We start from the raw sequence: 24,578 nt of genomic DNA on the forward strand, positions 1-24,578 counted from the left end.
AGTCGAAGTAGCAGAAGCTTCAACCGAGATATCTCTATTTTGGCTACAAATATTTATAAAAATAATTTAGGTTGCAGAAATGTCCCGCTATTATCTGAAATACAGAGCTTAAATATAAAATAGACTACCAATAGTTTTACCTTAATTATGCCTTTTCACTAACTTTTTAGTTATTTGCCCATAATTAAGAGTGAATAAGAATGTTATTAGCAAGTGAACTCAGATTATGTTAAAAAATTTAAAGTTGAGACAAAAATTTACAATTTTACTACTTGTAATTTTGGTATTCGGTCTGAGCTTAACTGGATTGGCTCTTTCTTCTCTATTAAGACAGAATGCTAAACAAGATATTGCTTCAACAGGTCTGATGTTGATGGAAACCATGAGTTCTGTTCGTAAATACACCAATACTCAAGTTAATCCACAACTAGTTGACAAATTAACAACTGAGTTTTTGCCGCAAAGTGTACCTGCATATTCAGCACGAGAAGTCTTTGAGATTTTGCGAAAAACAGCAGACTACCGTGATTTCTTTTATAAAGAAGCAACTCTCAATCCTACTAATCTTCGGGACAAAGCTGACAGCTTTGAGGCAGAAATTGTAGAAAGTTTTAGAAAGAACCCAAACACTAAGGAAGTAAGTGGATATCGCTCAATTCCTGGTGGGGATATTTTTTACATTGCTCGTCCGCTACCAATTTCTCAACAAAGTTGCTTGCAGTGTCATAGCACACCTGAAGCTGCACCTCCAAGTATGATTTCTCTTTATGGCACAGCTAATGGATTTGGCTGGAACTTGAATGAAATTGTCGGCGCTCAAATAATTTCAGTCCCAGCGAATAAAGTCATCAACAAAGCTAATCAATCTTCTTTACTAATTATTATGATAGTATCGGCTATTTTTATAGCAACCATTCTGTTAGTTAACTTTTTCTTAAATAGACAAGTTGTAAAACCCCTAAAACGTATGACTCGTATTGCAGAAGAAGTCAGCACAGGACATATGGACGTTGAATTTGAGCAGTTTTCTAATGATGAAATTGGGAATTTGGCTCAAGCTTTTAAACGAATGCAATTAAGTTTAGAAATGGCGATGAAAAGAATCAAGCGTACTCATGGGGGTACAGGTAATTAATAAAATCATAATTGATAATTTTCTTACATTAATAGCAGGCAAAAGCCTAAGACAATAGTTTGTTTTTAAACTTAAAGGCTGCTTGAATGTCTGGAATTTCTTTAGCCATGAGTTCAACAAGTTGCTCAGCTGAAATGTGAGGAGTTTCAGCTAATGTTTCTTCTACGACTAGATTGGCCATTGGGCCTATGTAATAGGCCAACTCTTCCTGACAACGTTTGATAAATGCTGGATTGAGCGAAGGTTGTTCAATTTGCTCAATTGGTGAAGTAAGAGGCGAACTTAATATTGTTTCTCCATATTGATTAAACGATTGTGGCCTTGGTGTTATAGCCTGATATTCAGGATGAAATACGGTAGGAGACAAATCCACAATCGGTGCAGGTTTTCTTACTTCTGGTGCTGTAAGACGCTCTAATCCAGCAAGAACTTCTCTGGCTGTTTGGTATCGCTTGTTAGGCGTATCTGCTAACATCCGATTAAGTACTTGAGCAAAAGCATCACTAACATAGCTATAAAAACGCCATTGCCACTCTAAGGAGTACTGATCCATTAGCAGAGATGGATCTCGTCCTGTAAGTAGCACAATAGCTGTTACTCCTAAAGCATAAAGGTCACTACAGGGAGAACACAAACCTAAGCTAATCTGCTCACGTGGAGCGTATCCCACTTTGCCGACAAGAGACATTTTGCCAACAAAGGTTACGTGATGGGAGTTTCTCCCATCCTTCAAGTCAGCAATTTGCTTGCCTACACCGAAATCAATCAGCACTGGCAAATCCGTGCCTTCAGGTAACATGATATTGTCAGGTGAAATATCCCGATGGATGATGTTGTGCTGATGGACGTATTCCAAAACAGGTAGCAGTTTTTTTAGCCACTGTATAACTTCCGCTTCCACAAAATTTCTGCCTTGACGTTGAAGTTCTCCCAGCAGCGCAGAATATGTTTTACCATCAACATATTCTTGTACCAGGAATAGTCGACCATCTCCCTCAAAGCAAGCTAAGAACCTGGGGATTTGAGGATGTTGCAGCTGGTGGAGAATTTTAGCTTCTCTTTTGAATAAGTTGCGAGATTGTTCCAGTCCATTTTCCCCTGTGCCAATGGGTGCAAATTCCTTAAGAACACAAGCTTCATTAAAACGACGAGTATCATACGCTAAATAGGTTCGTCCTAATCCGCCTTGTCCCAAAAGTTTTTGGATAATATAGCGATTATCAATCAGAGTTCCAGCAGCTATTTCTGGTCTTGTCATAGGAGACTGTGACATTTCATCGCACTCCTTGCGATTTTGTTGATACATTATTTGGTTTGCTGAAAGATAGAAACTCTAGCCGATAAAAGCTGATATGCCCCTTAGAATTGAGGTTAGCATCACCCTCAAGATGAGAAAATAGACTTTTCTACAATTTGTTGACGGTCTTGTGTGACCAAATAGACAATTTTTTCTTGAGTAGTTTTATAATACTGTTCGTATTTAGATATTTTAGCAGTCAGAACATAACCCGTGTTTGCAGTAATATCTGCGGGTGCTTTGTTGAAAGAAGCCGTAAGTGGGTGAGATAAAAAGGTGAAGAAACCCTATGGACTCCTAGAGTTAAATATTATAGATATTTTTAGTGTTAAATGTGCGATCGCTCTCAAAAGTTAATCTTTGTGAAAAAGGAAGCAATTATGAAAAGCACTTGAAGTTACAATAATTAATCCAAATCATCCGGATTCACGCCTAATAGAAGCTTTGATACTGTGTTTATATTATGCAACTTAACTACCGACGGACGCATTCAACCTGCTTGCTGCCATTCTATAGTTTCAAAATCAAAAAGTGTTTGAGTGCTTTGACTGCTAATCTGCGCCACAATAACATCATCATATCCTCTGTCTAAAAGTAATAACACTAGACGGAGTTTGAATGTTACTGCATCAGAAAAAGGCAATTTGAGAAAAATAACTTAGCCAGATTGATAATTTTGCATCGATTAAATTGTGTCGCAGATAGCATCATCTTCGCTGTAGCCTTTTAATAATTGCTCGGCTGCAAAACGATGCCAATCTGCTTCCTCTTGTTCTTCTGTGGGTTCATTGACGAGAATAATTACTTTTACCTGCTGATTATTTGCTAACTGTTGTAAAACAGCATTCGGTAATTCTATTTTGACTTCGGTGGTAACATTCGCTGGGAATTCGTATGCTTTCATGTTGTTTTTATTGTTTGCCAGCCTTACTTACTATTTTGACGCTGTTATTGCCAGACTAGCTGCGTTGCCAAATTTTGATTGAGCCATCATTAGCGGCGCTAACTAGAATTTGCCCATCACGGCTAAATAGTATGGAATTAACCTGTGAGGAATGACCAGTCAGAGTACCAATTTCATTTCCAGAAGCCACATCCCAAAGTTTGATTGTGTTGTCATTGCTGCTACTAGCTAAAATTTGCCCATCAGGGCTAAAGATAAGTGAACCTTTAGCACTGGAAGAATTTGAGGAGCTTATTATAGAAGTATTAATAGTGCAGATTAATCTTCCATAATGTGTCTCCACATCCCACAACTGGATGCAATCACTACCACCACACACTAAAATTTTCCCATTCGGACTAAAAGCAATAGAAGTAGCACTATGAGGATAGGTGTTGATAGTTCGGATTGCTTCGCCAGTTTTTACTTCCCATAATTTAATGATTTTATCAAAACTACTGCTTGCTAATATCTCTTTATTTGGACTAAAAGCAAGACAGCCAACACCCTCAGATTGAGTTGTAATAGTAGAAATGTTTTGATCAGTGCTGACTTTTATTAGTCTAATTTTTTTATCTGAATATGCGGCTTGAGCATATATTTCTCCATCTTGACTTAAAGCAACTGCTGAAATTACTCTAGATTCCTTAAGTTCACAAGGTGTGTCCTGAATTTTTCTTCCAGTGGCTACTTCCCAGAGTATCATTCTATCTTTATTAGCACTAATTAAAATCTTTCCGTTTGCACTAAAGACTACAGTATCTAAAGAATATTTTTCAAACCGACGAATAAAAGTGCCACTAGGTATATGCCATAGTGTAATACCACTTTTACTCGTAGTAGCTATATTTTGACCATCAGGGCTAATAGTCAATAGATCAACTGCTTCGCTATGTCCATTGAGTTTATAGATTTCTCTACCACTAGCTACATCCCACAGAGTAATGCCATCTGCTAAAATTCGACCGTCAGGGCTAAATTTGATTGGCTTGTTAAAACCTCTGTAACTGGAAGTTAAAGTGTGGATATTTGTGAGTTTAACTTGTTTTCCTTGAACCCGACTTAACAGCCATACTTTTACATTACCGTTATAACGATCCACACTGGCTAATATATCTCCATTGGGACTAAAGGCAAGAGAAGAAACTTCAGAATCAGCTTTAATAGAGTAGATATTTTTCCCATTCGCTACATCCCATAGTCTGATCCGAGATTTACTTGGGTAAAAAAAACCGCCGTAGGTTTCTTCACTGGCTAAAATCTCACCATCAGGACTCAATGCAAGAGCATTTATATATTTGGAGCGAGAATAAATTGTGCAGATTTCTTTGCCAGTAGATACTTCCCATAACTTAATAATATCCTCGGATTTCATACCTACAGTAGCACCAGCAAGAATCCGTCCATCCAAGCTAAAAACTAGATGCCCATATCTTTCAGTAATTGTGATAGTACGAACTTTATCTCCAGTATTTACATCCCATAATTGAATTTCTTCTTTTCTCATACTAGCCGCAAGCATCTGACCATCAGAGCTAAATGCAACGAAATCTATATTGTTCCAGCCTAGTGTAAAATTAAGGTTTTCTTTACCGCTATCTATATCCCAAACACTCAATTCTTCACCCAACGAACTAGCTAAATTTTTACCATTTGCACTAAAAGTAAGAATCCAGCTAGGATATTCATAAGTTTTTATTTCTTGACCATTGATAAGCTGCCATAATTTCACACTGTAAAGACCAGTAGCTAATAGCTTGCCATCTGGACTAAAAGCAAGAGAATGAACAGAGTCTGCATAGTTTCTTATGGTTTGTACACATTCCCAACTTTGAGAAACCTGGAAAATAAATCTTGAAGTATTTTGAGTAGATTGGTTAGATTGTGTTTGAGGTGTTGTTGCCGAAATTGACCCTACATTCGTTCCCAACAAGTTCAACCACTCTTGCACCGACTGGGGACGGAACCTGTAATTTAACGCCATCCCCTTCATAATTGCCTCATTCACCTGATCGCTAACACTGCTATTCAATTCTTTAGGCGATCGCAGCGTAAAATTTTGTAATCTAGCTGGTGCTGGCATTGGCAACTGTCCTGTTAGCAAAGCATACAATGTCGCAGCTAAGGCATAAACATCAATATATTCTCCCCGTTCGGCATCCGGTACATACTGCTCTGGTGGGGCGTAACCATCAGTACGATTCTCTGTATGCTGTTGAATAGCACCAGGGATAAATTGTCTGGCAATACCAAAATCAATTAGCACTGCTTCGGGTTTACCTGCACGCATCATGATGTTACTCGGCTTCAAATCCCGATGCAGCAAGCCTTTGTTATGAACTAAAGTTAAAGCGTCGCCAATTTGCTGAATATATATAAGTGCTTCGGCTTCTGATAATGCACCGTTTTCAGTGATTCGCTTACCTAAATCTTGCCCTTCGATATACTCCATCGCCATGCAGGGAAAATTACCTTCATCAAAGACATTTTCTATCTGCACAATATGAGGATGGTGACATAAAGCCAGTCGCAAAGCCTCATCTCGGAAGTCTTGCCGTAACTTGTTGCAGTGCGGTGTCCATTTAGGGTCATTAAAAAACTTGTCTAGAAGAGTTTTGATTACGCGGAACTCATCACTTGGGTTTCTAGCGAGGTAGGTAATGCCAATTCCGCCCCTACCCAATTCTCTTTCGATAATGTAGCGATCGCCAAACAACTGCTGCCCTGGATTCCACGCCATTTATCAAGACCGTAGTTTTACTGATATTTATTTTGGCACACCATAAATAGCGGCGTTTGATAAGGTGGAATCTATAACTTTGGATACAAGCAAAGCTCACATCGCGGACTTCTTCAAGAAGTCCGCGATCTTGTTCAGCTAACTCGAAACCCCACAGTAGAAGTTGTCCTTGTTCATCCCACCACCGCAACCAATTACCTGTACGATTTTCACGTCTCCCTTGCCACACACCAAGGTAAAGATTCATTTCCCCTATCCAGTAAAGTTGGTTGTCGTTAGGGGTTTGCACAATGTACCTGCCTGTATTGTTATCTAGGCGATAAATTTCTAAGTTGCCGCTATCAGGTTCAAAAATCGCATAATTTGGTACTTTTAAGACGCACTAGTAAAAAAACCATTTACCAGGGGGGTAAGTTGGTTTAATAGAATATTCCCCGCCTTCCGTATCAGACCACTGGGTCATCTGGCAATTTGTAATCGTCGGGTAGTTTTTCCCACGTTATTTGATAGTTTTGGGTGACAATGGATGTGATAGTGGGTCTTCCTTTTTAATAAGGGGACAAAGGACGCTGCTGAATCTGGATATGGAAAGCTCGCGCATTCGATGAAATCGTTCTCGCAGAGTAGGTGCAAATAGCAAGTTTATAGGTTGATTCAGCAACGCCGCTTTTGGAACCTACTCTTCGTCTGGTTCTAAATCGCTGTCTTCTAATGAGTGTTGTGGGATTGCCGCAATAATCGCGTCTATGACTTTAGATACTGGTAATATTTCAATGTTAAGGTCAGGAAATTTTGTCCCTTTTGGGACGATTGCTCTTTTAAATCCCAGCTTAGCTGCTTCTTTTAACCGCAGTTCCATTTGTGACACTGAGCGCACTTGTCCGCCTAAGCCAACTTCTCCAATCAAGACTGTACCTGGATCGACAATGCGATCGCGGAAACTGGCAACGATCGCAATTGCTACGCCTAAATCTACTGCTGGTTCTAATACACTCAATCCCCCAGCAGAAGCCACGTAAGAATCCAATTTTGACATGGGAATTCCTACGCGTTTTTCTAACACGGCGAGAATTTGCACTAAGCGGTTGTAGTCTACGCCAGTCCCTGCACGACGAGGAGAAGGGTAGCTGGTGGGACTTACAAGGGCTTGTAACTCAACAACGATGGGGCGAGTTCCCTCACAAGCAACTACGATCGCAGTACCTGGCGCTGGATCGTCACGATTGCCTAAAAATAGCTCTGAGGGGTTAGGAACTTCTCGTAGTCCATGTGCCACCATTTCAAAAATGCCGATTTCATGAGTAGCGCCGAAGCGGTTTTTCACTGTTCGCAATAAGCGATGGGAGGCAAAGCGATCGCCTTCAAAATACAATACTGTATCTACTAAGTGTTCTAAGACTTTCGGCCCAGCGATCGCTCCTTCTTTGGTGACGTGTCCTACAATTAACATTGTGATATCTTCATGCTTCGCCACTTTCATCAAAGCCGCTGTACATTCACGCACTTGGGCTACTGAACCTGGTGCAGAGGTTAAAGCTGGCAAGAAAATTGTTTGAATACTATCAATCACCGCCACATTCGGTTTTAAGGAGTCTATTTCCCGCAAAATTTCTTCTAAATCTGTTTCCGGTAATACATACAAATCTGCACTGACACTTTCAATATCTTCCGATTTCGGAGTATCTTCTGCTACTACTTCAATCGCATTAATATCCACATCTAAGGATTTTGATACTCCCAAACGAGAAGCTCTCAGTTTGATTTGTTGTCCTGATTCTTCCCCAGAAATGTAGAGAATGCGGTATCTTTGTGCTAGTTCATTTGATACTTGCAGTAGTAAAGTAGATTTACCGATTCCTGGATCACCTCCAATGAGAACCATAGAACCGGGGACAATCCCGCCTCCAAGTACCCGATCCAATTCTTCATAGCCTGACTGCCAGCGTGTGAGTTGGCGATCGCTAATTTGCTCAAATGTCAGAGAAGCTCGCTGTTTAGGTGTTTTAGTAGCAGATTTGCCATTATTCTGTGCTGTGTGCCAACTACTAACTCCCCGACTGGGCATATCTCCAGAAGACTGGACAGCAATCTGTTCTTCTAGAGAATTATAAGTGCCACAAGCTGGACACTTGCCAAACCACTGAGGCGATTCTGCCCCACAGTCGTTACAAACGTAAAAGGTTTTAGACTTTGGCATTCTTAAATGTTATTCAATAATCTTAATTATTATTTAATCACTGGAAAAAAGTAAAATCTAAGAATAGTAGGCAGTTAGAGCTTTTTCCAAATGAATTCATGGAATGATATCTTAATATTATGGTATTAAAAATTAATCATGTAAAATTTTAGTGAAGGAGCGTTGAGAAACTTGGAAAGTCATAAAGAAAAAATCCTGGTGGTAGACGACGAAGCCAGCATTCGCCGGATTTTGGAAACGCGCCTTTCCATGATTGGCTACGATGTAGTAACGGCTGGCGACGGGGAAGAGGCTTTAGAAACTTTTCGTAAATCCGATCCTGACCTAGTAGTTTTGGACGTGATGATGCCAAAGCTAGATGGCTACGGTGTGTGTCAAGAATTACGAAAGGAATCAGATGTCCCTATTATTATGCTAACAGCCCTGGGGGATGTAGCCGATCGCATTACTGGGCTAGAGCTGGGTGCTGATGACTATGTAGTTAAACCATTTTCCCCAAAGGAGTTAGAAGCCCGAATTCGTTCGGTATTGAGACGGGTAGACAAAACCAGTGCTTCTGGTATCCCCAGTTCTGGGGTGATTCATGTTGGCAATATCAAAATTGACACGAATAAGCGACAAGTCTATAAAGGCGATGAGCGTATTCGGCTGACGGGTATGGAGTTTAGCTTACTAGAGTTGTTAGTCAGCCGCTCTGGAGAAGCTTTTTCCCGTTCGGAAATTTTGCAAGAAGTGTGGGGCTACACACCAGAACGCCATGTGGATACGCGTGTAGTGGATGTGCATATTTCCCGGTTGCGGGCAAAATTAGAAGATGACCCCAGCAACCCAGAATTGATTCTCACAGCGCGGGGTACTGGTTATCTTTTCCAACGGATTATTGAACCAGGAGAAGAATGAAGAGAGTTAGAAGTGAGGAGTTAAAAGTGAAGAGTTAAAAACTTTCTTCAACTCATAACTCACAACTCATAACTCATAACTCGTAATTCATGTCCAATGAATAAACCTGATTCTAATAGAGTTTTGCGGCGTCTACCCATTGTTGTTGGTGGCTTGGGCGCTGTACTTTTATTAATTAACCGTTTATTGACACCAGAACTTACTCAATCCCAAGCACGTGGGGATGTGCTTGGTGTGGTTTTAAGTGCGGTATTAATTTTAACGGGTTTAATTTGGCAGCAAGTGCAGCCGCGATCGCCTGATACTGTAGAACTAATTGGGGAGGAAGGTTTTGTATTAGCCGCAGATTTACCAGAAACCGTGAAAACTGAACTAGCGTGGGCATCTCATTTATTGTTGACTAATACAGTAACGCGATCGCTAGTAGTTTTTTATCAAGGCAAAGTTTTGTTGCGTCGCGGTATTCTGGGTACTAAATCTGAAGTATTTCCAGGAGCAATTTTAAAACGAGTACTGGAAACACAAAAACCAACTTACTTAGTTGCCCTGGAAATTTATCCAGGTAAGATTGAATTTGATTATTTACCAGAAAATACTCAAGGTGTAATTTGTCAACCGATTGGTAATCAAGGTGTCTTAATTTTAGGAGCGAATGCTCGTCGCAGTTACACAAAACAAGATGAAAACTGGATTGCGGGAATTGCAGATAAATTAGCTGTAACTCTTAGCTCGAATTTACACAACCAAGCGAAGTAATACTAACTCGTAATGCGTAATTAAGAGGCGTCAGATTTAATTTGGGTTTTTAGACAGAGAATCTATTGCTGAATTTTAAATACTTGTAGAAATCTGCTTTTGGTTGGTCATCTGTAACAATAACTCTTACTTGGCAAGTATTACTCTAAGATATTTACCTGCTTGATTTAAATTATGAATAGTCTTTTTTCTTTGCATTAATAAATTGACTTGCTCATATATATAATTACGAATTACGTTAGCGTAGCGGGGCGGAGCATCGTTACGAATTAGTATCTTACCAAGAAGTCAAAAAATTCCACTTTTCTATCTCTTCAGGTGTTTTTTCTTCTACTTCTTCAGGTGTATTTAAATCTTTCTGTTGAACTAATTTTTCATATTCTCCCGAATCAATCCATTTCAATAACTCACCAGTCCGCATAAGTACCCAGGAAAGATGTTGTTCTGTATAACTTAATATTTTAGTTACCTGATCTACACTATTGAAGTTATTAGATGCAAACTCGCGAGCTTGAGCGAGAAAATCTTCGATTACAGCATTAGTTAAGTATTCATCTGGCAAACCTGCAAGTTTTATCAGCGTGGTAGTAGCCACGTTAATATCCTGACAAGCTAGCAAACCAGCACGATCAGCAGTGAACCTAGCCATCATCCGCCAATTATATAAAGCCAGTTCCATTCCACTAGCTACCAAGCCACCTACACCCAGTGTCGTACTGCTCAACAAGTTTTTCAAAGTTGGCATAACAATTGCCATCTGGTGATACATCATATGCTGACTTTTGATGCGAGCCACTTCGTATCCCAAAATGTAAAGTAATTCATCCTCATTAAGCCATTCCATTACATCTAGATTAATAGTAATAATCGGTTTTTCTACCCCAACTACGTAGGTTTCCACGTGACCTGTACCTCGAGATAAAGTCAGTTCAGGAAGCGGGGTAACATCAAGAATTTGGCAAGTTTCTACAAGTCTTTGATGCAATTTAGGAAAATTCCGGGGTGTAATTCTGATTTCACTACCAAGGCATTGCAGCCTAAGTAAACGATCAATGCCGTACTCGTTAATTTTTTTGAGGAGCATAGAGGCACCGGGCATATTTTGCAAAGAAGCCAAGGCCTTGCGATCAAAAGGGTGTTCATAGGCTTCTGAACTTAATCCGGTCAATATTTTTCTAGTCATAGATTGTGATGTGAGCTTTCTAAGGAGTGTTTAGGAAGTTCAGTTACTTGACGTGAACAGTTTATATAGCCAATAAGAGGTTTGCATACTCAACAAACCGCAAGTAACGTGCTTAGTATTCAATTTCGTGAACAGTGTAAATCGCATCTGCCCAGCAATTGATTATACCAATTCTTAAAAAAATAGCTAAATATCATTCTTCCTTGCTTTGGATTGCCTATGTGTAGCAACCTAAAAGCCAAATGATCTTACTCTCTACAGATGTGAATTACCAAGACAAGTCAAGAGCGATCGCTAAAAAATTTTATCAGATTGAGGTAGAAAATTATGTTTGGTTCTATTTAAAAGTCCAAATGGATCAGGTTTTCCTAGCTTTTGCAGAAAGATAGACAGCACATCTCCATAAATGCGATAGATTTACTTTATAAATCCTTTGTAGTTCCCGCTAGCTAACTCAGAAATTTAAAATTTTATGCAAATCATTTATTGGCTATTGGTCGCTGTCATGGTTGTGGGTATCGTTGGTGCTGTGGTTCCTGCTATTCCTGGCAGCAGTTTAATTTTAATTGCAATTATTATTTGGGGAATTGTGACTAGTTCCTTTACAGCCATTAAAATACCATTAATAGTGACAATTATCGTTTTACTTCTTAGTGTCGGGGTAGATTTTTTAGCTAGCTACATAGGAGCAAGACAAGCTGGAGCTAGCAAGTGGGGACAAATTGGTGCAATTGTCGGTTTGTTGCTAGGCTTTTTTGGATTATTGCCAACATTGCCTTTTGGAGGCCCGTTGTTAGGAATTTTGTTAGGGCCGCTATTAGGAGCAATTATTGGTGAATATCTTTATCAGCGTGAAATAGGTTTAGCTGTGAAGGCTGGTATAGGAATTGTAGTAGGAAGTTTGGTTGGAAATTTAATTCAAGGGTTGTTAGCGATCGCAGCAGTTGTAGTTTTCATAACCACAACTTGGCCGCAGGTATTTGGTAGGTAAAGTTTGAGTAAAGGTATTTTCAACAAGTTTCGCATAAATAGATTTTTTATTTTCTAATCTCCAATATTATAAGATTTGATGTATGCCATAATAAGTCCTATCAAATCAAAAATACCCTATGGCTATTAAACAGTCATAGGGTATTTTGAGGATCTTAATTACAAACAACACAAGCTTATCTAGGTTTGTATAGATGACTGGCTTGTTATTAGTTAATTAAGTTAATTCCAGGAAAATGTGTATTGTTACATCCGTATTAAATTTGAAGAACAAATACCCAACCTCGCCTTAAAACTTTAAGAAATATACTGTAAAGTAAAAGCTTTTATTATGCAGTTACTTTCAGCTTCTTCTGATTTTTAGCTACATTATTTGTGCCTAATGCTGCTAGCCCTAAAGCTATAAATCCGCCTAGAGTAGCTGTAGGTTCGGGTACAGTTTTTAAAGTCATGGAGTAGCTACCGCTCGTAACGTTATAATTTGAAGTAAAAGCGCCTCTACCTACAACTTGTCCTATAGCATCAATAAAGTTTCCGCTAAAGGGTGGATTAGTTATTGCTAATGTTAAATCAGAACCAATTGTTAATCTCTTAACGGTGAACGGATTATCTGCGACAAACTTCAAACCATTAGTAAATGTAATAAATGGGTTAGTTGTAGTCGCTGAATAGGTATCACCTGAAACTTGAGTTAAATCTATAGCAGATATGATAGCATTCGAGCCAATCAAGGTAGCAAAGCTACCAGTTGAGTTAGCGTGAACTATAGCAGAATCAAACGTAATTTTGTCAGTTGCAGGATTGGAATCATTCCCGTTAAGTAAAGTAGATTGCCCTGTGATATTAAGATCACCAAAAACTGCTGCTTGAGCAGATGAAACAGCTACAGTTGCGCTTAAAGCCAAGGTGCTACTAACCAAAGCTGCTCCACGGACAATATTCTTGAGGTTACTCATTATTTTCACCAGCTAAAAATTTGTGAATATTAATTGGATGATAATTTTGATACGACAATTGCAAATACTGCGGGGAAATTACAGATATTGGTACATATCAAAATTTATCTAAGTAGATTCCAAATAAGGAATTGCAAGAGTTCAACTCAAAATATTATTTTGTGTCTCACCTGTCAGTATTATCACATGCAACTAATTGATTCGTGTTAAAGTACAAGTGAAGAGTCTGCTAAGTTTGTGCGAATTACTGTTATATATTTTTCTTGTAAACACTGTTATCTAACTTGCTAAAAATAGTTAAAATAGGTAGTATTTAAAAATTTTCCTTTTTTATAAAAAATTATGCTTTTTGTTCAATATTCGGCATAAGCTTAGGCATTTAGTTCTAATTGTTTAGCAAGAATAAAGTTTAGAGATAACTTTACTATTACCAATTAAAACAAAGCAAAATATTTGTAAAATAACTGTAAAGTAGTAATCTAATAAATTGTAAATAGTTTAGACATTCAAAAATTACATACAGCAGTTTGCAAGTAAGTGAAATACAAAATGCAGGACTCACGCATCAGATATAAAGAGTTTCTGCCTCCTGCCTCAAAACCCGTAGCTTTACTTAATGCAAAAAAAAACTCCTGTATATAGCAATCCTAGTTAATTGGTGAAATACTCGTATCTGGACAGTTCTCAGCAAAATAAGAAAAAGGTGGGCATTGCCCACCCTAAACAATCATATTTAGTACGTTCGAGAATGATTTAGGATTGCTATATTGCTGATTTAGGATAATAACTCGTAATCTCTCGTTCCTCTACGGGTTATCGAGGTATTTCTTGAGTAACAGCTTTTTATGCAGACTGCAAAGATTGTTTCGCTTCAGTTGCGATCGCTTCGACTTCATCATTAGCGAGTGTTTCTAATATCGATTTGGCTTCTGCACCCCCTAATAGAGTCAGAGCTTGAACAACTCTGTAACGCATTTGCCAATCTGGATTCGTAGCATAAGGAGCTAAGAGGGGAATTGCTTCTAAATTTCCTAATTCACCGAAAGAACTAATAGCAGCAGTTTGTACTAATTCGGTTTCTGATGAAAGTGCCTCTTTGAGCAATTCAAAGGCTCGCGGATCACCTAACGCTCCTAATGTAGCAATGATACTAAATTGTATGAGCCATTCATCGGTCTTGTGGTAAACCTGCTGTAAGTCTTCAAAAGCATCATGTAGTTTAAGAGCGCCGATACAGTCTGCTGCTGCTGCTTGTACATCTACTTCGGTGTCATTGAACAAGCGATCGCGCAATATTTCCAAGGATAACTCTAAATTCTGATCTCCGAGCGTATCCAATTGGCTCACAGCCGAATATCGGACACGCGCATTGCTATCGCCAACGGCAGCTTGAATCAATTCAAAGCCAACAGCTGGTTCTAGTTGGCGGATTTGATTAACCGCGCGCAAGCGATCGCCCACATCTTCTGAACTGAGCAATTCCTTAACTGACTCAGGAGTAATACTCATTTAGTTATCCTTGATTTTCAAAGGTGTTTAAAAAGAGTCAAGCGTCAAGAGTCCATAGTCAAGGGTAGAGCCGGAGACGCTCTGCTTCTAGCCAAGAGCCTATTTTGAACTTTGGACTCTTGACTTTAGACTGTGGACTTTTTGACTTTGGACTAATGACTAATCTTGACTTGCTGCCATTGCCCGAATAATATCACCACGAGTGAGGATACCAATTACTTGACCCGCGCTGTCAAGCACTGGTAAGCGATGAACGCTGCGATCGTGCATAACTGTGGCTGCTTCCCTTAAAGTTTTGTCAGGGGAAATAGTGATGGGATTTTGACTCATTACCTCCCCAACGGTTTGTCCTAGTGCTTTGTGCAAGTCACGTTCATAGTCAGCCGGATTTTTTAAATAGATAACACTATCCAGAAACATGATGTATGCCGGTGGAGTAACACCAGTTTCTTGCCACATCAAATCGGTTTCGGAGATAATGCCCACTAATTTACCGACATCATCCACAACAGGTAGCCCACTAATGTGGCGTTCTGCAAGAATTTGGATAGCTTCCTTAAGCGGAGTTTCAGCCCGGACGACAACTGGCTCGCAGTTCATCACGTCGGCAACTGTTTTAGGCATTTGTTTACTGACACCTTTTATCAAAGTCTCTGCGTTTATTGTAGAAAATTGCGGGTATTAACCCGTGGCCGTTAATAGATTGTTACGGGATTGGATATTGAGAGCATTGGACATTAATTATTCTTTACAGTCCCTAATCTCTTTTTGGGTGAGTGCAAAACGTACCAAGGCTGTAAGCGCATCTATACCCGGACTTTACGCCAGCCGCTGATGATAGAAACCACGCTAGCTAGCTCACCAGTCACTATTTCCTAGCCGTTTTTAAGGCATCAATAATTTGAATATTGGCTTTGGGAAAAACAAATTGCTCCAGTTCTTCCAAGCTTACCCAGCGAATTTCATCGCATTCTAAAGGTTGGGGAATACCTGTAACATGACGACAGTGATGCACTGTGAGCGTGACACGTAAATCTGTATAGGTATGGTCAATAGTAATCAAATGCTCTTCTACTTCAATGACTATTCCCAGTTCTTCATAAATTTCTCGTAGAATACATTCTTTGATAGTTTCACCCGGCTCGATTTTGCCACCAGGAAATTCCCACAATCCACCCATGACTCCTTCTGGACGACGGCGATCAATTAAAATTTGTTCTTGATCGTTCCAAATTACAGCAACACCGATAATTTTATGGGGTGGGGAAAAACTGGTTTCACTCATAATTGACTGCGAAATTTAGGAGAGGAAAGGATGAAGGAGCAGAGGAGCTAGGTAAATTAATAACGAATAACTCTTGACTATCAGTCAATAATAAAACTCGGCGGACTGATTAGAACTCTGCCGAGTTTGGATTGATAAATTTATATTTACTTATTATGAGTCGTTTACCATTATTAGTTTGCCCACAGACCTGCATTAATCATTGAGAAATTTATCCCCGATGAAACTAAATACAAACTGACAAAATTACATGGGTAAAAAATTATCCAGATTTATGCCTTTCATTTCAGCCCTCAGTTAGTTAGCAATTTAGATTTTTATAAACACAAGAGACTATAGTTAATAAATGACTAGGGCTGAATAAAAAGGAAAAGCGAGATTATCAGAATTTAGCAGAAGCATATTCTCGATTAGTGCCGCCATAAGTTTGATTAGACATCAAACACCATTGAAAGTTAAATGTGAGATTCCTATTCAACTTCACTGTTATTGGTTTCACTTCCTTGCAAAGCGATTTCAAAGTCCATTCTCTGTTCAGCATTACGCAAGAAATAACCACTAATCATCGCAGAGGCGAGAAGCCGACCAAGGCTTTCTCGGCTGGTGGTTACGGTAACACCAAAGTGTTCTGAAGGTAGGTTACCCAACAGCCCTGTAATATTACGTTCCATCACTTGAAAGACTTCAGGAGAAGTAGGTTTAGATAGTTGAGTGACGGTTTCTGGACTCAAAGATTTAACGTACTGCCAAAGTAAATCGCTACTTTCTGATTCGCTATTGAAAAATTCTGAGACTCGGTTTGATTGGTTACTCATTTTTTACCTCTTGAACTACCAATGCTTACAGCAGTGAGACTTAAAAGCTAAATGCCTGTATTGAACTTGACTTCAACTGGCTACTTTTTCTTCTTGTCAACTAATGTAACAGGCTAGCTATCTAGTGTAAGTCGGTGTAACCGTACCAAAGGCGGGTATTTTCTCACCTACGGGCGAACCCAAAGGGTCTTTTATAAATCACTAATGATAAACAGAGAATTCAGAGCGCCGACTTGCAGCGCTCTGAATGGGGGCAAGTAACAAACAACTAACTTGCCAAATATTCATTCATGTTGGCTTTAGACTTACGAAGTTTAGTTAATGCTTCCCGCTCGATTTGCCGTACTCTTTCCCGGCTGATGTTGAGGATTTCACCGATTCTAGCGAGAGTGAGAGCTTGCCCATCAATTAACCCAAAGCGTAGTGTGATCACTTCCTTCTGTTGCGGTGTCAGGTCGCCCATGAGACGCTCTAAGTCATAAGATAGGGAAGATTGCATGACGAACTCTTCTGGAGAAGCTCCTGGATCTTCCAACATTTCTCCGAGTTCGGTGTCGTAGTTATCTCCCAACCGCAAATCTAAGGATAGGGGTAGACGCGCCTTTTCTAGATACTCTCGCACTTGCTTAGGAGTCAATTCTAATTCTTCGGCTAGCTCGGCTGCTGTGGGAGCGCGTCCTAATTTCTGAGACAGCTGGCGCTGTGCTTTTTTTATCTTATTCAATTTTTCAGTAATATGGATAGGTAGCCTAATCGTGCGAGCTTTTTCGGCTATAGCACGTGTGATGGCTTGCCGTATCCACCAATAGGCATAAGTAGAAAATCTATAACCTTTGGTAGGGTCAAACTTTTCTACACCCCGTTGCATACCGATACTACCCTCTTGGATCAAGTCGAGTAGATCGACGTTGCGCTTAATGTACTTTTTGGCAACGGATACTACCAGTCGCAAATTGGCTTCTACCATCTTGCGCTTGGCAATTTCACCATCAGCGATCGCTTCGTTCAACTCTGTTGGATCTAGCTTAGTCGCTTTTGCCCACTCTTCTAAAGTCGGATGACGACCCAACTGAGTGGCAAGGTTCTCCCTCTCCTCTTGCAAGGCGGTTGAACGTTGCACCTGTTTGCCATAAGAAATTTCCTCCTCGTGGGTTAAGAGTGGCACACGGCCAATCTCACGCAGGTAAGTCCGCACGAGGTCTGTGGCTGTCTGAGCGGTCTTCATGGCGCTACTCATTGGTAATGATGGACTTGACGGTAGGGTCATTAAATGGATAGATGCTTTCCAGGGTGTTAACCAGTTAAACTGGAACCCATGCTATGGTTTACAATTTACGCGCCCGATAAACTCGGCTGCTCATAGTAATCAAATTAGAGCTTCTTAACTGCTAGAAATTACAGCTATTTTCATGGTTTCACAAGTATCTATAGTTAGATAAAAGGTAACCTTTTGACGTTTCTTTAGTTTAATCAGTATTAAATATTGTAACATTTATGAGAGAGATTTGGCTAGATTGTAGCTAGAAATTCCTGAATATTTTGGGTTATGCATTATTTTCATTAGTCTTATGGCTGAGAGAAGGCAATTCTAGAAAATAGCTAGATTAAAAATCTTCCTCATATTTGTTAAAATATCTCAATGAGAACTATATTCATTCTCTTATAACAATTGCTTAATTTTTTAGGGGCTGGGGATTGGGATAGGGCATAGGGCATAGGGCATTGGTTCAGTAGTTATTATTCTTCTCCCCTCTGCTCCCTGCTCCCTACTTCCCTACTCCCTCACTCTCCAAAACAAGATTACTGCTAAAGGTTTTTGCAGTAATCTTGGATGACTTTTACATCCAAAGTTGTATTTTGTAGGGAGCGAATGGCGGCAACTGTGGCTTTTGCCCCGGCGATGGTGGTAATGATCGGAATTTTGTAAGCTAAGGCTGTACGACGGATTAATCTGGCATCAGTCTGGGCTTCTTCCCCTGATGGCGTATTGATAATGAGTTGAATTTTCTGGTTTTTGATGGCGTCTAGGACGTGAGGACGACCTTCATGCAGTTTCAGCACTAATTCAACATCTAAGCCATTTTCACGAAGAACTCGACGTGTACCAAGTGTAGCCATGACGGTAAAGCCCAATTCAATGAATTCTTTGACAACTGAAGCCGCAGCAGCTTTGTCGCGATCGCTCATTGACACAAATACAGTTCCCGACAGTGGTAAACGCTCCCCAGCACCCATTTCCGCTTTCGCAAACGCACGCCCAAAGTCACTGTCAATTCCCATGACTTCGCCAGTGGAACGCATTTCTGGGCCTAATATAGTATCAGTTCCAGGAAATTTATTAAACGGTAAAACTGCTTCTTTTACAGCAATATGTGATGGGATGACTTCCTCAGTAAATTTCAGTTCCTCTAAGGTTTTACCCGACATAATTAGGGATGCTAGTTTTGCTAGCTGTACACCTGTTGCCTTAGACACAAATGGAACTGTGCGAGATGCACGGGGGTTAGCTTCCAAAATGTAAACTTGGGGAGAATAGCCTTGAGCGCCGACAACGGCAAACTGAATATTCATTAACCCCACGACTGACAGTTCCTGCGCTAGCTGTACCGTCCAAGTGCGAATTTGATTGAGAACTGCTGGTGATAGGGAAATAGAGGGTAAAGAGCAAGCTGAGTCTCCTGAGTGAATACCCGCTTGTTCTATGTGTTCCATGATACCACCAATTACTACTCGCCCAGTGTGGTCAGCGATCGCATCCACATCAACTTCGATAGCATTTTCCAAAAATTTATCTATCAAAATTGGATGTTCAGGTTCCACTAACACGGCAAATGTCATGTAGCGTTCCAACTCCGTATCAGAATAGACGATTTCCATCGCTCGTCCCCCTAACACATAGCTAGGACGCACTACTACCGGGTAGCCAATGCGTTGAGCAACAATCAACGCATCTTCATAACTCCGAGCAGTACCATTTGGCGGTTGAGCAATATTCAATTTCTGAAGAATTTTTTCAAATCGCTCTCTATTTTCGGCTGCGTCAATGGAATCTGGTGATGTACCCCAAATCTTGGGTATTGGTGATTGGGTATTGGGGATTAGGGATTGGGAATTATCCCCAGTCCCCAGTCCCCAGTCACTAGTCCCTAATCCTTGCAAATACTCCTGGAGAGGAATTGCTAATTTTAATGGTGTTTGTCCGCCAAACTGAACAATTACCCCAACAGGATTTTCAGCTTCAATGATGTTAAGGACATCTTCTTTGGTCAATGGCTCAAAGTAAAGGCGATCGCTTGTATCGTAGTCTGTCGAAACCGTCTCTGGGTTAGAGTTGACCATTATTGTCTCGTAACCCGCTCCCTTTAAAGCATAGGCGGCGTGACAACAACAATAATCAAACTCAATCCCCTGCCCAATCCGGTTGGGGCCACCACCCAAAATCAACACTTTTGGTTTGGTTGTGGGCAAGACCTCTGTTTCTTCTTCGTAGGTAGAATAGTAATAGGGAGTAAACGCTTCAAACTCAGCCGCACAGGTATCCACAGTTTTGTAAACTGGGATAACTCCTAATTCTTTGCGGTAGGTGCGGACTTCATCTTCAGTGGTTTTCGTGGCAAAGGCAATCTGGCGATCGCTATATCCATCTCGCTTCACTTCATAAAGCTGCTCTTTTGTCAACTGCTTTAATGGTGTCCGCTTCAGGAATTTCTCCACTTCTAGCAATTGCTGCATTTTACCCAGGAACCAGGGGTCAATGGCGGTGAGTTCATAAATTTCCTCAATAGTTAGCCCTAGCAGTAAGGCGTGACGCACAGCGAAGATGCGATCGGGGTTGGGTGTCCGCAGTTGAGCGCGAATTTGTTCCCCACTGGGTAGTTTTTCGGCTTTGTCGCAACCCCAACCAGCGCGTCCTGTTTCTAGAGAACGCAGCGCCTTTTGGAAGGATTCATTAAAAGTCCGCCCAATTGCCATTGCTTCACCTACTGACTTCATTTGTGTTGTCAGCACTGGTTCTGAACCAGGAAACTTTTCAAAGGCGAAGCGGGGGATTTTGGTCACCACATAGTCGATTGTCGGCTCAAAGGATGCGGGAGTTTTCTTTGTGATGTCATTTTTAATTTCATCTAAGGTATAACCCACAGCTAATTTTGCCGCTATCTTGGCAATGGGGAAACCCGTGGCTTTAGAAGACAAAGCTGAACTACGGGAAACGCGGGGATTCATCTCAATCACAACCACATCTCCGGTGACAGGATTGACCGCAAACTGGATATTAGAACCCCCAGTTTCTACCCCTATCTCGCGGATGATTTTAATTGCCATATCCCGCAACCTCTGATATTCTTTATCAGTAAGGGTTTGCGCGGGTGCGACGGTAATAGAGTCCCCAGTGTGGATGCCCATAGGGTCAAGGTTTTCGATGGAGCAGATAATCACAACGTTATCTGCAAGGTCACGCATCACTTCCAGTTCGTATTCTTTCCAGCCGAGTAGAGATTGGTCGATGAGAATTTGAGAAACAGGGCTGGCATCTATACCAACCTGTGCCATTTCTTCAAATTCTTCTTGGTTGTAGGCGATACCGCCACCAGTACCGCCCATTGTGAAGGCAGGACGAATAATTAGGGGATAAGTGCCAATTTGACGAGCGATCGCTTTTGCTTCTTCTAAAGATGAAGCAGTACCGCTGGGACATACAGCCACCCCAATTTTGTCCATTGCTTCGTTAAACAGTTTCCTGTCTTCGGCTTTCTCAATCGCTGGGAGCTTAGCGCCGATTAACTCAACACCGTACTTTTCCAATACCCCGTTTTTTGCTAGGGTAACGGCGAGGTTGAGCGCGGTTTGTCCACCCATCGTTGGCAGTAGTGCGTCAGGGCGTTCTTTGGCGATGACTTTTTCGACCAATTCCGGTATCAACGGCTCAATGTAAGTGCGATCGGCCGTTTCCGGGTCGGTCATAATTGTCGCAGGGTTTGAGTTGACTAACACCACTTCATAGCCTTCTTCTCGAAGTGCTTTGCAGGCTTGAGTGCCAGAGTAGTCAAACTCACAGGCTTGTCCAATCACAATAGGGCCAGAGCCTAACAGCAGAATCTTCCGGAGGTCATCACGGCGGGGCATAGTCGTTGCCTTAGAGTACGAGAATAGAAATCCTGATTATTTTAAGGGTCTTTACCCCTCTTCATGCTAATTGTTATCAAGTTTTCTAGGTTTGATGACAGACAACGGTGGAAAGTGAAGCAATGGAAGAATCGAATTAATCAACAATTATTATTCTTCACTTTCCCATTGATATACATTTGTATGTCGAATTTTATTTAGTTGTAAGCGTAAACTTTTTATAGCTTTTGCAAATTTTTACTATTTGTATTAATAGTTTTTGTAACAAATAGTGATTTATTTAACTACCATATATGTCTAGGTATTTAGCCAATTAACTTAGACGTTATTTATTAACTAGCTAATTGCCAAATATTTTCAAAATTAAATTTTATACATCTCTAATTATAGAGATTAAAAATGGCAGAGAGCAGTATCCCACTTTTCTGCCATTTATTATATTTTTTTAAGAGCTAGTGCTGCTAACTTTTTCTTGAGTCTGGAGTAGACAAATCTAGATGATGAGAGCTTAGCTTTGAGCAGCTTGGACAAATGCTAAGGTTAGGCTGTCTTTAGCAAGGAAGTGAGCTAAGTGGAAAGCCCGTTCCTCAGTTTTTAACAGAATCTTTTCGTATAGATAACGTGTGGCACGGTCGCCTAAACTCTCAGCCTGGGCGGCTTGGCGGCGAATCACACCAATAATAGCTTGCTCTGCGGCCAGGTCATTTTCTACCATCTGGCGGCTAGAATATACGTCATCAGATTCTTGCTCAAAACAAGTTAATTCTGCTAATTTGCTGAAGGTAGATGCTGGCACACCGCCCAGCCCATCTAAGCGCTCTCCAACTTCATGGGCGTGTTCTTGTACTTGTTCATAGCTTTCGTTAAAAAACTCATGTAGCTGGTAAAATTCTGAGCCTTCAACTACAAAATGATGTTTTTGGTACTGTAAGTATAGTGCTTGGAAACTAGCTAATACAACATTTAATCCTTCAGTAACTGGAGCAGTTACGCTTTGATCCAGTAAGATAGGATTGTCATAAACATGACCAAAATTTCGTAATACAGTTTGCGTTTCAGACATTGTTCTCCTCGCTTTCTAGCAGTTATAGTTTTTAACTGCTTAGTCTTTACATATTAACATTTAAAAAATAAAAGCAAGCCCAATTAATATTACAGAGTTTTGAATTTTTTGCTACTAAAAGTCTTGAATTCACTCTAGCTCTGAATAATGGCACGCCCATTATGTTATTTATGCTTACTACTATCCTTGATATATGTCTTTAACTATGCATATTCAGTAAGAGGAACGGGAAAAGTGGGAAAATAGCAATAATCACTTTTGGTTCCTGTCTCTATTTGCTGCTTACTAGATGATTAATATTTGATTTTTTTTCAAAACTTACTGAGAATTGTTTGCACTTGAGGTATCCTTATTTAAGAGGCTAATCTCCTAAGTTTTTCAAAAATGTGGGGCTGAGGCACTGTAGTTATTGCGAGTATGTTGCACTTTGGGGGCAATTCTCTTGAAATCGTCTAGTTCAGAAGTAGAAAGAAAGCACATTGTAAATGTGGATTGGGCAGACCGCTGGCAAGTCTATCAACGTTTACAGGAGTTACAGGTTCCTTGTTGTTGTGAAACTAACCAGCCATTGAGAGTTGAAATTGCTAGCCCCACGGCGGCTTTTCAACTTTGGAGTGTAATGCGGGGATTCACCGCCTCTCGTCAACAGCTGATTTGGAGTCTTGAACAGTGCTGGCAGATTCGCTACAAACAGTTTTAATGGGCGATCGCCCACGCTGGGCAAAACCAATCTTAGAGACTGTTAAATAACTTGTATTAGTTAAAAATAGGTCAAAGAAATGAGTGAATTACACACTACAGAAGTATCAGAATTTTGCCTTGAAGGAATATTTCTCGATTTTGTAATCAAAGATGGTTATAAGCTCAAAGGCTTGCTGCTGGGAACTCCTGAAGGTGAACGTTATGTAAAATTAGCCAAACATTTACGGGGTGCTTTTGATTTGCGCTTACCAGCAGGTACTTGGTTGCAAGTTGTTGGTTATAAAAAATATGACTTGAAACATGACAAAATTACACTAAAAGCTGAACGTGTGATGGCGGCACGGCGTTCTGAGGATGGAATAGTAGAAGATGCAAAGAGGGGAGGAGTTTCCTCAATCGAACCACCAAAGGAATCAGCATTAGTTGATCAGGCGAAGGTAAAACCAGCTAAGAGCAAAGCCACGATTTTGGTGTGTCAAAAGTCTGATTGCATGAAACGCGGTGGCAAAGCAGTTTGTCAGGCATTGGAGGCTGCGTTGAGCGATCGCGGTTTGGAAGACCAAGTAACTATCAAAGGCACTGGCTGCATGAAAAACTGCAAAGCTGGGCCTAACCTAGTGATGCCAGATAAAACCCGTTACAGCAGGATTCAAGCTGGACAGGTTCCCAGCCTGATGAATAAGCATTTTGCTGACAGTAGCCCAGAACAAATCCCAGAGAAATCAAAGGAAGCAGGGATTGCCTACGGCAAACTTTGCTAAAGCTAATAGCTAACTCTAAACTGTTTAATGAGAAAATTTAATAACAAACGTTTTCTGATTGTTCTTCTAATGCTCAATAGACCTTTTGCAAATAGATTGCAAAAGGTCTATTTAATAAGTTGAGTTTTATTTTCTCGCTTGAAAGCCCTTCTCAGCACATCCTGCAACTACAAGAAAATATAACTAAAGACATAATTCATTACCTATTAGCTCTTAGCGACT

Annotated in this window: 21 protein-coding genes and 1 pseudogene; 7 read left to right on the forward strand and 15 right to left on the reverse strand. The window is 40.4% G+C overall.

Features of this window, described 5'->3' with window-relative positions; genetic code table 11:
• Positions 1-226: 226 nt before the first annotated feature.
• Positions 227-1,135 (forward strand): DUF3365 domain-containing protein, encoded by a 909-nt coding sequence (locus tag WKK05_RS29140; RefSeq protein WP_341526499.1) that lies wholly within the window; start codon positions 227-229, stop codon positions 1,133-1,135.
• A gap of 46 nt (positions 1,136-1,181) precedes the next feature.
• On the opposite strand, the gene WKK05_RS29145 is transcribed toward WKK05_RS29140, so the two are convergent.
• The 6 genes and pseudogenes from WKK05_RS29145 to radA form a co-directional block, all read right to left on the reverse strand.
• Positions 1,182-2,408 (reverse strand): serine/threonine-protein kinase, encoded by a 1,227-nt coding sequence (locus WKK05_RS29145; protein ID WP_341526500.1) that lies wholly within the window; start codon positions 2,406-2,408, stop codon positions 1,182-1,184.
• Between the two features lie 514 nt (positions 2,409-2,922).
• Positions 2,923-3,075, reverse strand: a complete 153-nt coding sequence (locus tag WKK05_RS29150) for a hypothetical protein (protein WP_341526501.1) — start codon at positions 3,073-3,075, stop codon at positions 2,923-2,925.
• Positions 3,076-3,117: 42 nt separating this feature from the next.
• A complete protein-coding gene (locus tag WKK05_RS29155; protein WP_341526502.1) occupies positions 3,118-3,336 on the reverse strand; it encodes a hypothetical protein in 219 nt (72 codons plus the stop codon).
• A 55-nt stretch (positions 3,337-3,391) separates the two neighbouring features.
• Positions 3,392-6,115, reverse strand: a complete 2,724-nt coding sequence (locus tag WKK05_RS29160; protein WP_341526503.1) for a serine/threonine-protein kinase — start codon at positions 6,113-6,115, stop codon at positions 3,392-3,394.
• Between the two features lie 124 nt (positions 6,116-6,239).
• Positions 6,240-6,648 (reverse strand): annotated as a pseudogene (locus tag WKK05_RS29165) (hypothetical protein); the annotation flags it as partial.
• A gap of 143 nt (positions 6,649-6,791) precedes the next feature.
• Positions 6,792-8,312 (reverse strand): DNA repair protein RadA, encoded by a 1,521-nt coding sequence (gene radA, locus WKK05_RS29170; RefSeq protein ID WP_341526504.1) that lies wholly within the window; start codon positions 8,310-8,312, stop codon positions 6,792-6,794.
• Between the two features lie 171 nt (positions 8,313-8,483).
• Here radA and WKK05_RS29175 point away from each other — a divergent pair, with 171 nt between their 5' ends.
• Positions 8,484-9,212: a response regulator transcription factor gene (locus WKK05_RS29175; protein WP_341526505.1), complete on the forward strand. Its 729-nt coding sequence runs from the start codon at positions 8,484-8,486 to the stop codon at positions 9,210-9,212.
• Positions 9,213-9,308: 96 nt separating this feature from the next.
• Positions 9,309-9,968: a cofactor assembly of complex C subunit B gene (locus tag WKK05_RS29180; protein WP_341526506.1), complete on the forward strand. Its 660-nt coding sequence runs from the start codon at positions 9,309-9,311 to the stop codon at positions 9,966-9,968.
• A 277-nt stretch (positions 9,969-10,245) separates the two neighbouring features.
• Here the strand turns inward: WKK05_RS29180 and WKK05_RS29185 are convergent, their stop codons facing one another.
• The gene (locus WKK05_RS29185) at positions 10,246-11,151 is read right to left on the reverse strand and encodes a M48 family metallopeptidase (RefSeq protein WP_341526507.1); all 906 of its coding nucleotides are present in this window, start codon (positions 11,149-11,151) and stop codon (positions 10,246-10,248) included.
• A gap of 242 nt (positions 11,152-11,393) precedes the next feature.
• Here WKK05_RS29185 and WKK05_RS29190 point away from each other — a divergent pair, with 242 nt between their 5' ends.
• Together WKK05_RS29190 and WKK05_RS29195 are read left to right on the forward strand one after the other, a co-directional pair.
• A complete protein-coding gene (locus WKK05_RS29190) occupies positions 11,394-11,540 on the forward strand; it encodes a hypothetical protein (protein WP_341526508.1) in 147 nt (48 codons plus the stop codon).
• 83 nt (positions 11,541-11,623) lie between these two features.
• On the forward strand, positions 11,624-12,142 hold the full coding sequence (locus WKK05_RS29195; RefSeq protein WP_341526509.1) for a DUF456 family protein: 519 nt from the start codon (positions 11,624-11,626) through the stop codon (positions 12,140-12,142).
• Positions 12,143-12,470: 328 nt separating this feature from the next.
• Here WKK05_RS29195 and WKK05_RS29200 read toward each other — a convergent pair whose 3' ends face one another.
• The 8 genes from WKK05_RS29200 to WKK05_RS29235 all read right to left on the reverse strand — a co-directional run bounded on the left by WKK05_RS29200 (position 12,471) and on the right by WKK05_RS29235 (position 22,893).
• Positions 12,471-13,097, reverse strand: a complete 627-nt coding sequence (locus WKK05_RS29200) for a hypothetical protein (protein WP_341526510.1) — start codon at positions 13,095-13,097, stop codon at positions 12,471-12,473.
• 843 nt (positions 13,098-13,940) lie between these two features.
• The gene (locus WKK05_RS29205; RefSeq protein ID WP_341526511.1) at positions 13,941-14,606 is read right to left on the reverse strand and encodes a phycobilisome degradation protein NblB; all 666 of its coding nucleotides are present in this window, start codon (positions 14,604-14,606) and stop codon (positions 13,941-13,943) included.
• 159 nt (positions 14,607-14,765) lie between these two features.
• Entirely contained in the window at positions 14,766-15,230 is a 465-nt protein-coding gene (locus WKK05_RS29210; protein ID WP_341526512.1) for a CBS domain-containing protein, read from the reverse strand.
• A 244-nt stretch (positions 15,231-15,474) separates the two neighbouring features.
• Entirely contained in the window at positions 15,475-15,891 is a 417-nt protein-coding gene (gene mutT, locus WKK05_RS29215) for an 8-oxo-dGTP diphosphatase MutT (protein WP_341526513.1), read from the reverse strand.
• A 470-nt stretch (positions 15,892-16,361) separates the two neighbouring features.
• Complete coding sequence (locus WKK05_RS29220; protein WP_341526514.1) at positions 16,362-16,706, reverse strand: DUF760 domain-containing protein; 345 nt, start codon at positions 16,704-16,706, stop codon at positions 16,362-16,364.
• Between the two features lie 268 nt (positions 16,707-16,974).
• On the reverse strand, positions 16,975-17,931 hold the full coding sequence (locus tag WKK05_RS29225; RefSeq protein ID WP_341526515.1) for an RNA polymerase sigma factor, RpoD/SigA family: 957 nt from the start codon (positions 17,929-17,931) through the stop codon (positions 16,975-16,977).
• A 581-nt stretch (positions 17,932-18,512) separates the two neighbouring features.
• Positions 18,513-21,830, reverse strand: a complete 3,318-nt coding sequence (carB, locus tag WKK05_RS29230; protein WP_341526516.1) for a carbamoyl-phosphate synthase large subunit — start codon at positions 21,828-21,830, stop codon at positions 18,513-18,515.
• A gap of 508 nt (positions 21,831-22,338) precedes the next feature.
• Positions 22,339-22,893 (reverse strand): Dps family protein, encoded by a 555-nt coding sequence (locus WKK05_RS29235; protein WP_341526517.1) that lies wholly within the window; start codon positions 22,891-22,893, stop codon positions 22,339-22,341.
• Positions 22,894-23,335: 442 nt separating this feature from the next.
• Between WKK05_RS29235 and WKK05_RS29240 the strand changes: the two genes are divergently transcribed.
• Together WKK05_RS29240 and WKK05_RS29245 are read left to right on the forward strand one after the other, a co-directional pair.
• Positions 23,336-23,593: an Asr1405/Asl0597 family protein gene (locus WKK05_RS29240; RefSeq protein WP_341526518.1), complete on the forward strand. Its 258-nt coding sequence runs from the start codon at positions 23,336-23,338 to the stop codon at positions 23,591-23,593.
• A 79-nt stretch (positions 23,594-23,672) separates the two neighbouring features.
• Complete coding sequence (locus WKK05_RS29245) at positions 23,673-24,356, forward strand: (2Fe-2S) ferredoxin domain-containing protein (RefSeq protein ID WP_341526519.1); 684 nt, start codon at positions 23,673-23,675, stop codon at positions 24,354-24,356.
• The last annotated feature ends 222 nt before the right edge of the window (positions 24,357-24,578 follow it).

It is taken from the genome of Nostoc sp. UHCC 0302 (assembly GCF_038096175.1).
In the GTDB taxonomy this organism is placed as follows: Bacteria; Cyanobacteriota; Cyanobacteriia; order Cyanobacteriales; family Nostocaceae; genus UHCC-0302.

Coding starts and splice junctions, on each gene's coding strand:
- WKK05_RS29140 (WP_341526499.1), top strand. CDS start 227: ATGTTAAAAAATTTAAAGTTGAGACAAAAATTTACAATTTTACTACTT.
- WKK05_RS29145 (WP_341526500.1), bottom strand. CDS start 2,408: ATGTCACAGTCTCCTATGACAAGACCAGAAATAGCTGCTGGAACTCTG.
- WKK05_RS29155 (WP_341526502.1), bottom strand. CDS start 3,336: ATGAAAGCATACGAATTCCCAGCGAATGTTACCACCGAAGTCAAAATA.
- WKK05_RS29160 (WP_341526503.1), bottom strand. CDS start 6,115: ATGGCGTGGAATCCAGGGCAGCAGTTGTTTGGCGATCGCTACATTATC.
- radA (WP_341526504.1), bottom strand. CDS start 8,312: ATGCCAAAGTCTAAAACCTTTTACGTTTGTAACGACTGTGGGGCAGAA.
- WKK05_RS29180 (WP_341526506.1), top strand. CDS start 9,309: ATGAATAAACCTGATTCTAATAGAGTTTTGCGGCGTCTACCCATTGTT.
- WKK05_RS29185 (WP_341526507.1), bottom strand. CDS start 11,151: ATGACTAGAAAAATATTGACCGGATTAAGTTCAGAAGCCTATGAACAC.
- WKK05_RS29190 (WP_341526508.1), top strand. CDS start 11,394: ATGATCTTACTCTCTACAGATGTGAATTACCAAGACAAGTCAAGAGCG.
- WKK05_RS29195 (WP_341526509.1), top strand. CDS start 11,624: ATGCAAATCATTTATTGGCTATTGGTCGCTGTCATGGTTGTGGGTATC.
- WKK05_RS29200 (WP_341526510.1), bottom strand. CDS start 13,097: ATGAGTAACCTCAAGAATATTGTCCGTGGAGCAGCTTTGGTTAGTAGC.
- WKK05_RS29205 (WP_341526511.1), bottom strand. CDS start 14,606: ATGAGTATTACTCCTGAGTCAGTTAAGGAATTGCTCAGTTCAGAAGAT.
- WKK05_RS29210 (WP_341526512.1), bottom strand. CDS start 15,230: ATGCCTAAAACAGTTGCCGACGTGATGAACTGCGAGCCAGTTGTCGTC.
- mutT (WP_341526513.1), bottom strand. CDS start 15,891: ATGAGTGAAACCAGTTTTTCCCCACCCCATAAAATTATCGGTGTTGCT.
- WKK05_RS29220 (WP_341526514.1), bottom strand. CDS start 16,706: ATGAGTAACCAATCAAACCGAGTCTCAGAATTTTTCAATAGCGAATCA.
- WKK05_RS29225 (WP_341526515.1), bottom strand. CDS start 17,931: ATGAAGACCGCTCAGACAGCCACAGACCTCGTGCGGACTTACCTGCGT.
- carB (WP_341526516.1), bottom strand. CDS start 21,830: ATGCCCCGCCGTGATGACCTCCGGAAGATTCTGCTGTTAGGCTCTGGC.
- WKK05_RS29235 (WP_341526517.1), bottom strand. CDS start 22,893: ATGTCTGAAACGCAAACTGTATTACGAAATTTTGGTCATGTTTATGAC.
- WKK05_RS29245 (WP_341526519.1), top strand. CDS start 23,673: ATGAGTGAATTACACACTACAGAAGTATCAGAATTTTGCCTTGAAGGA.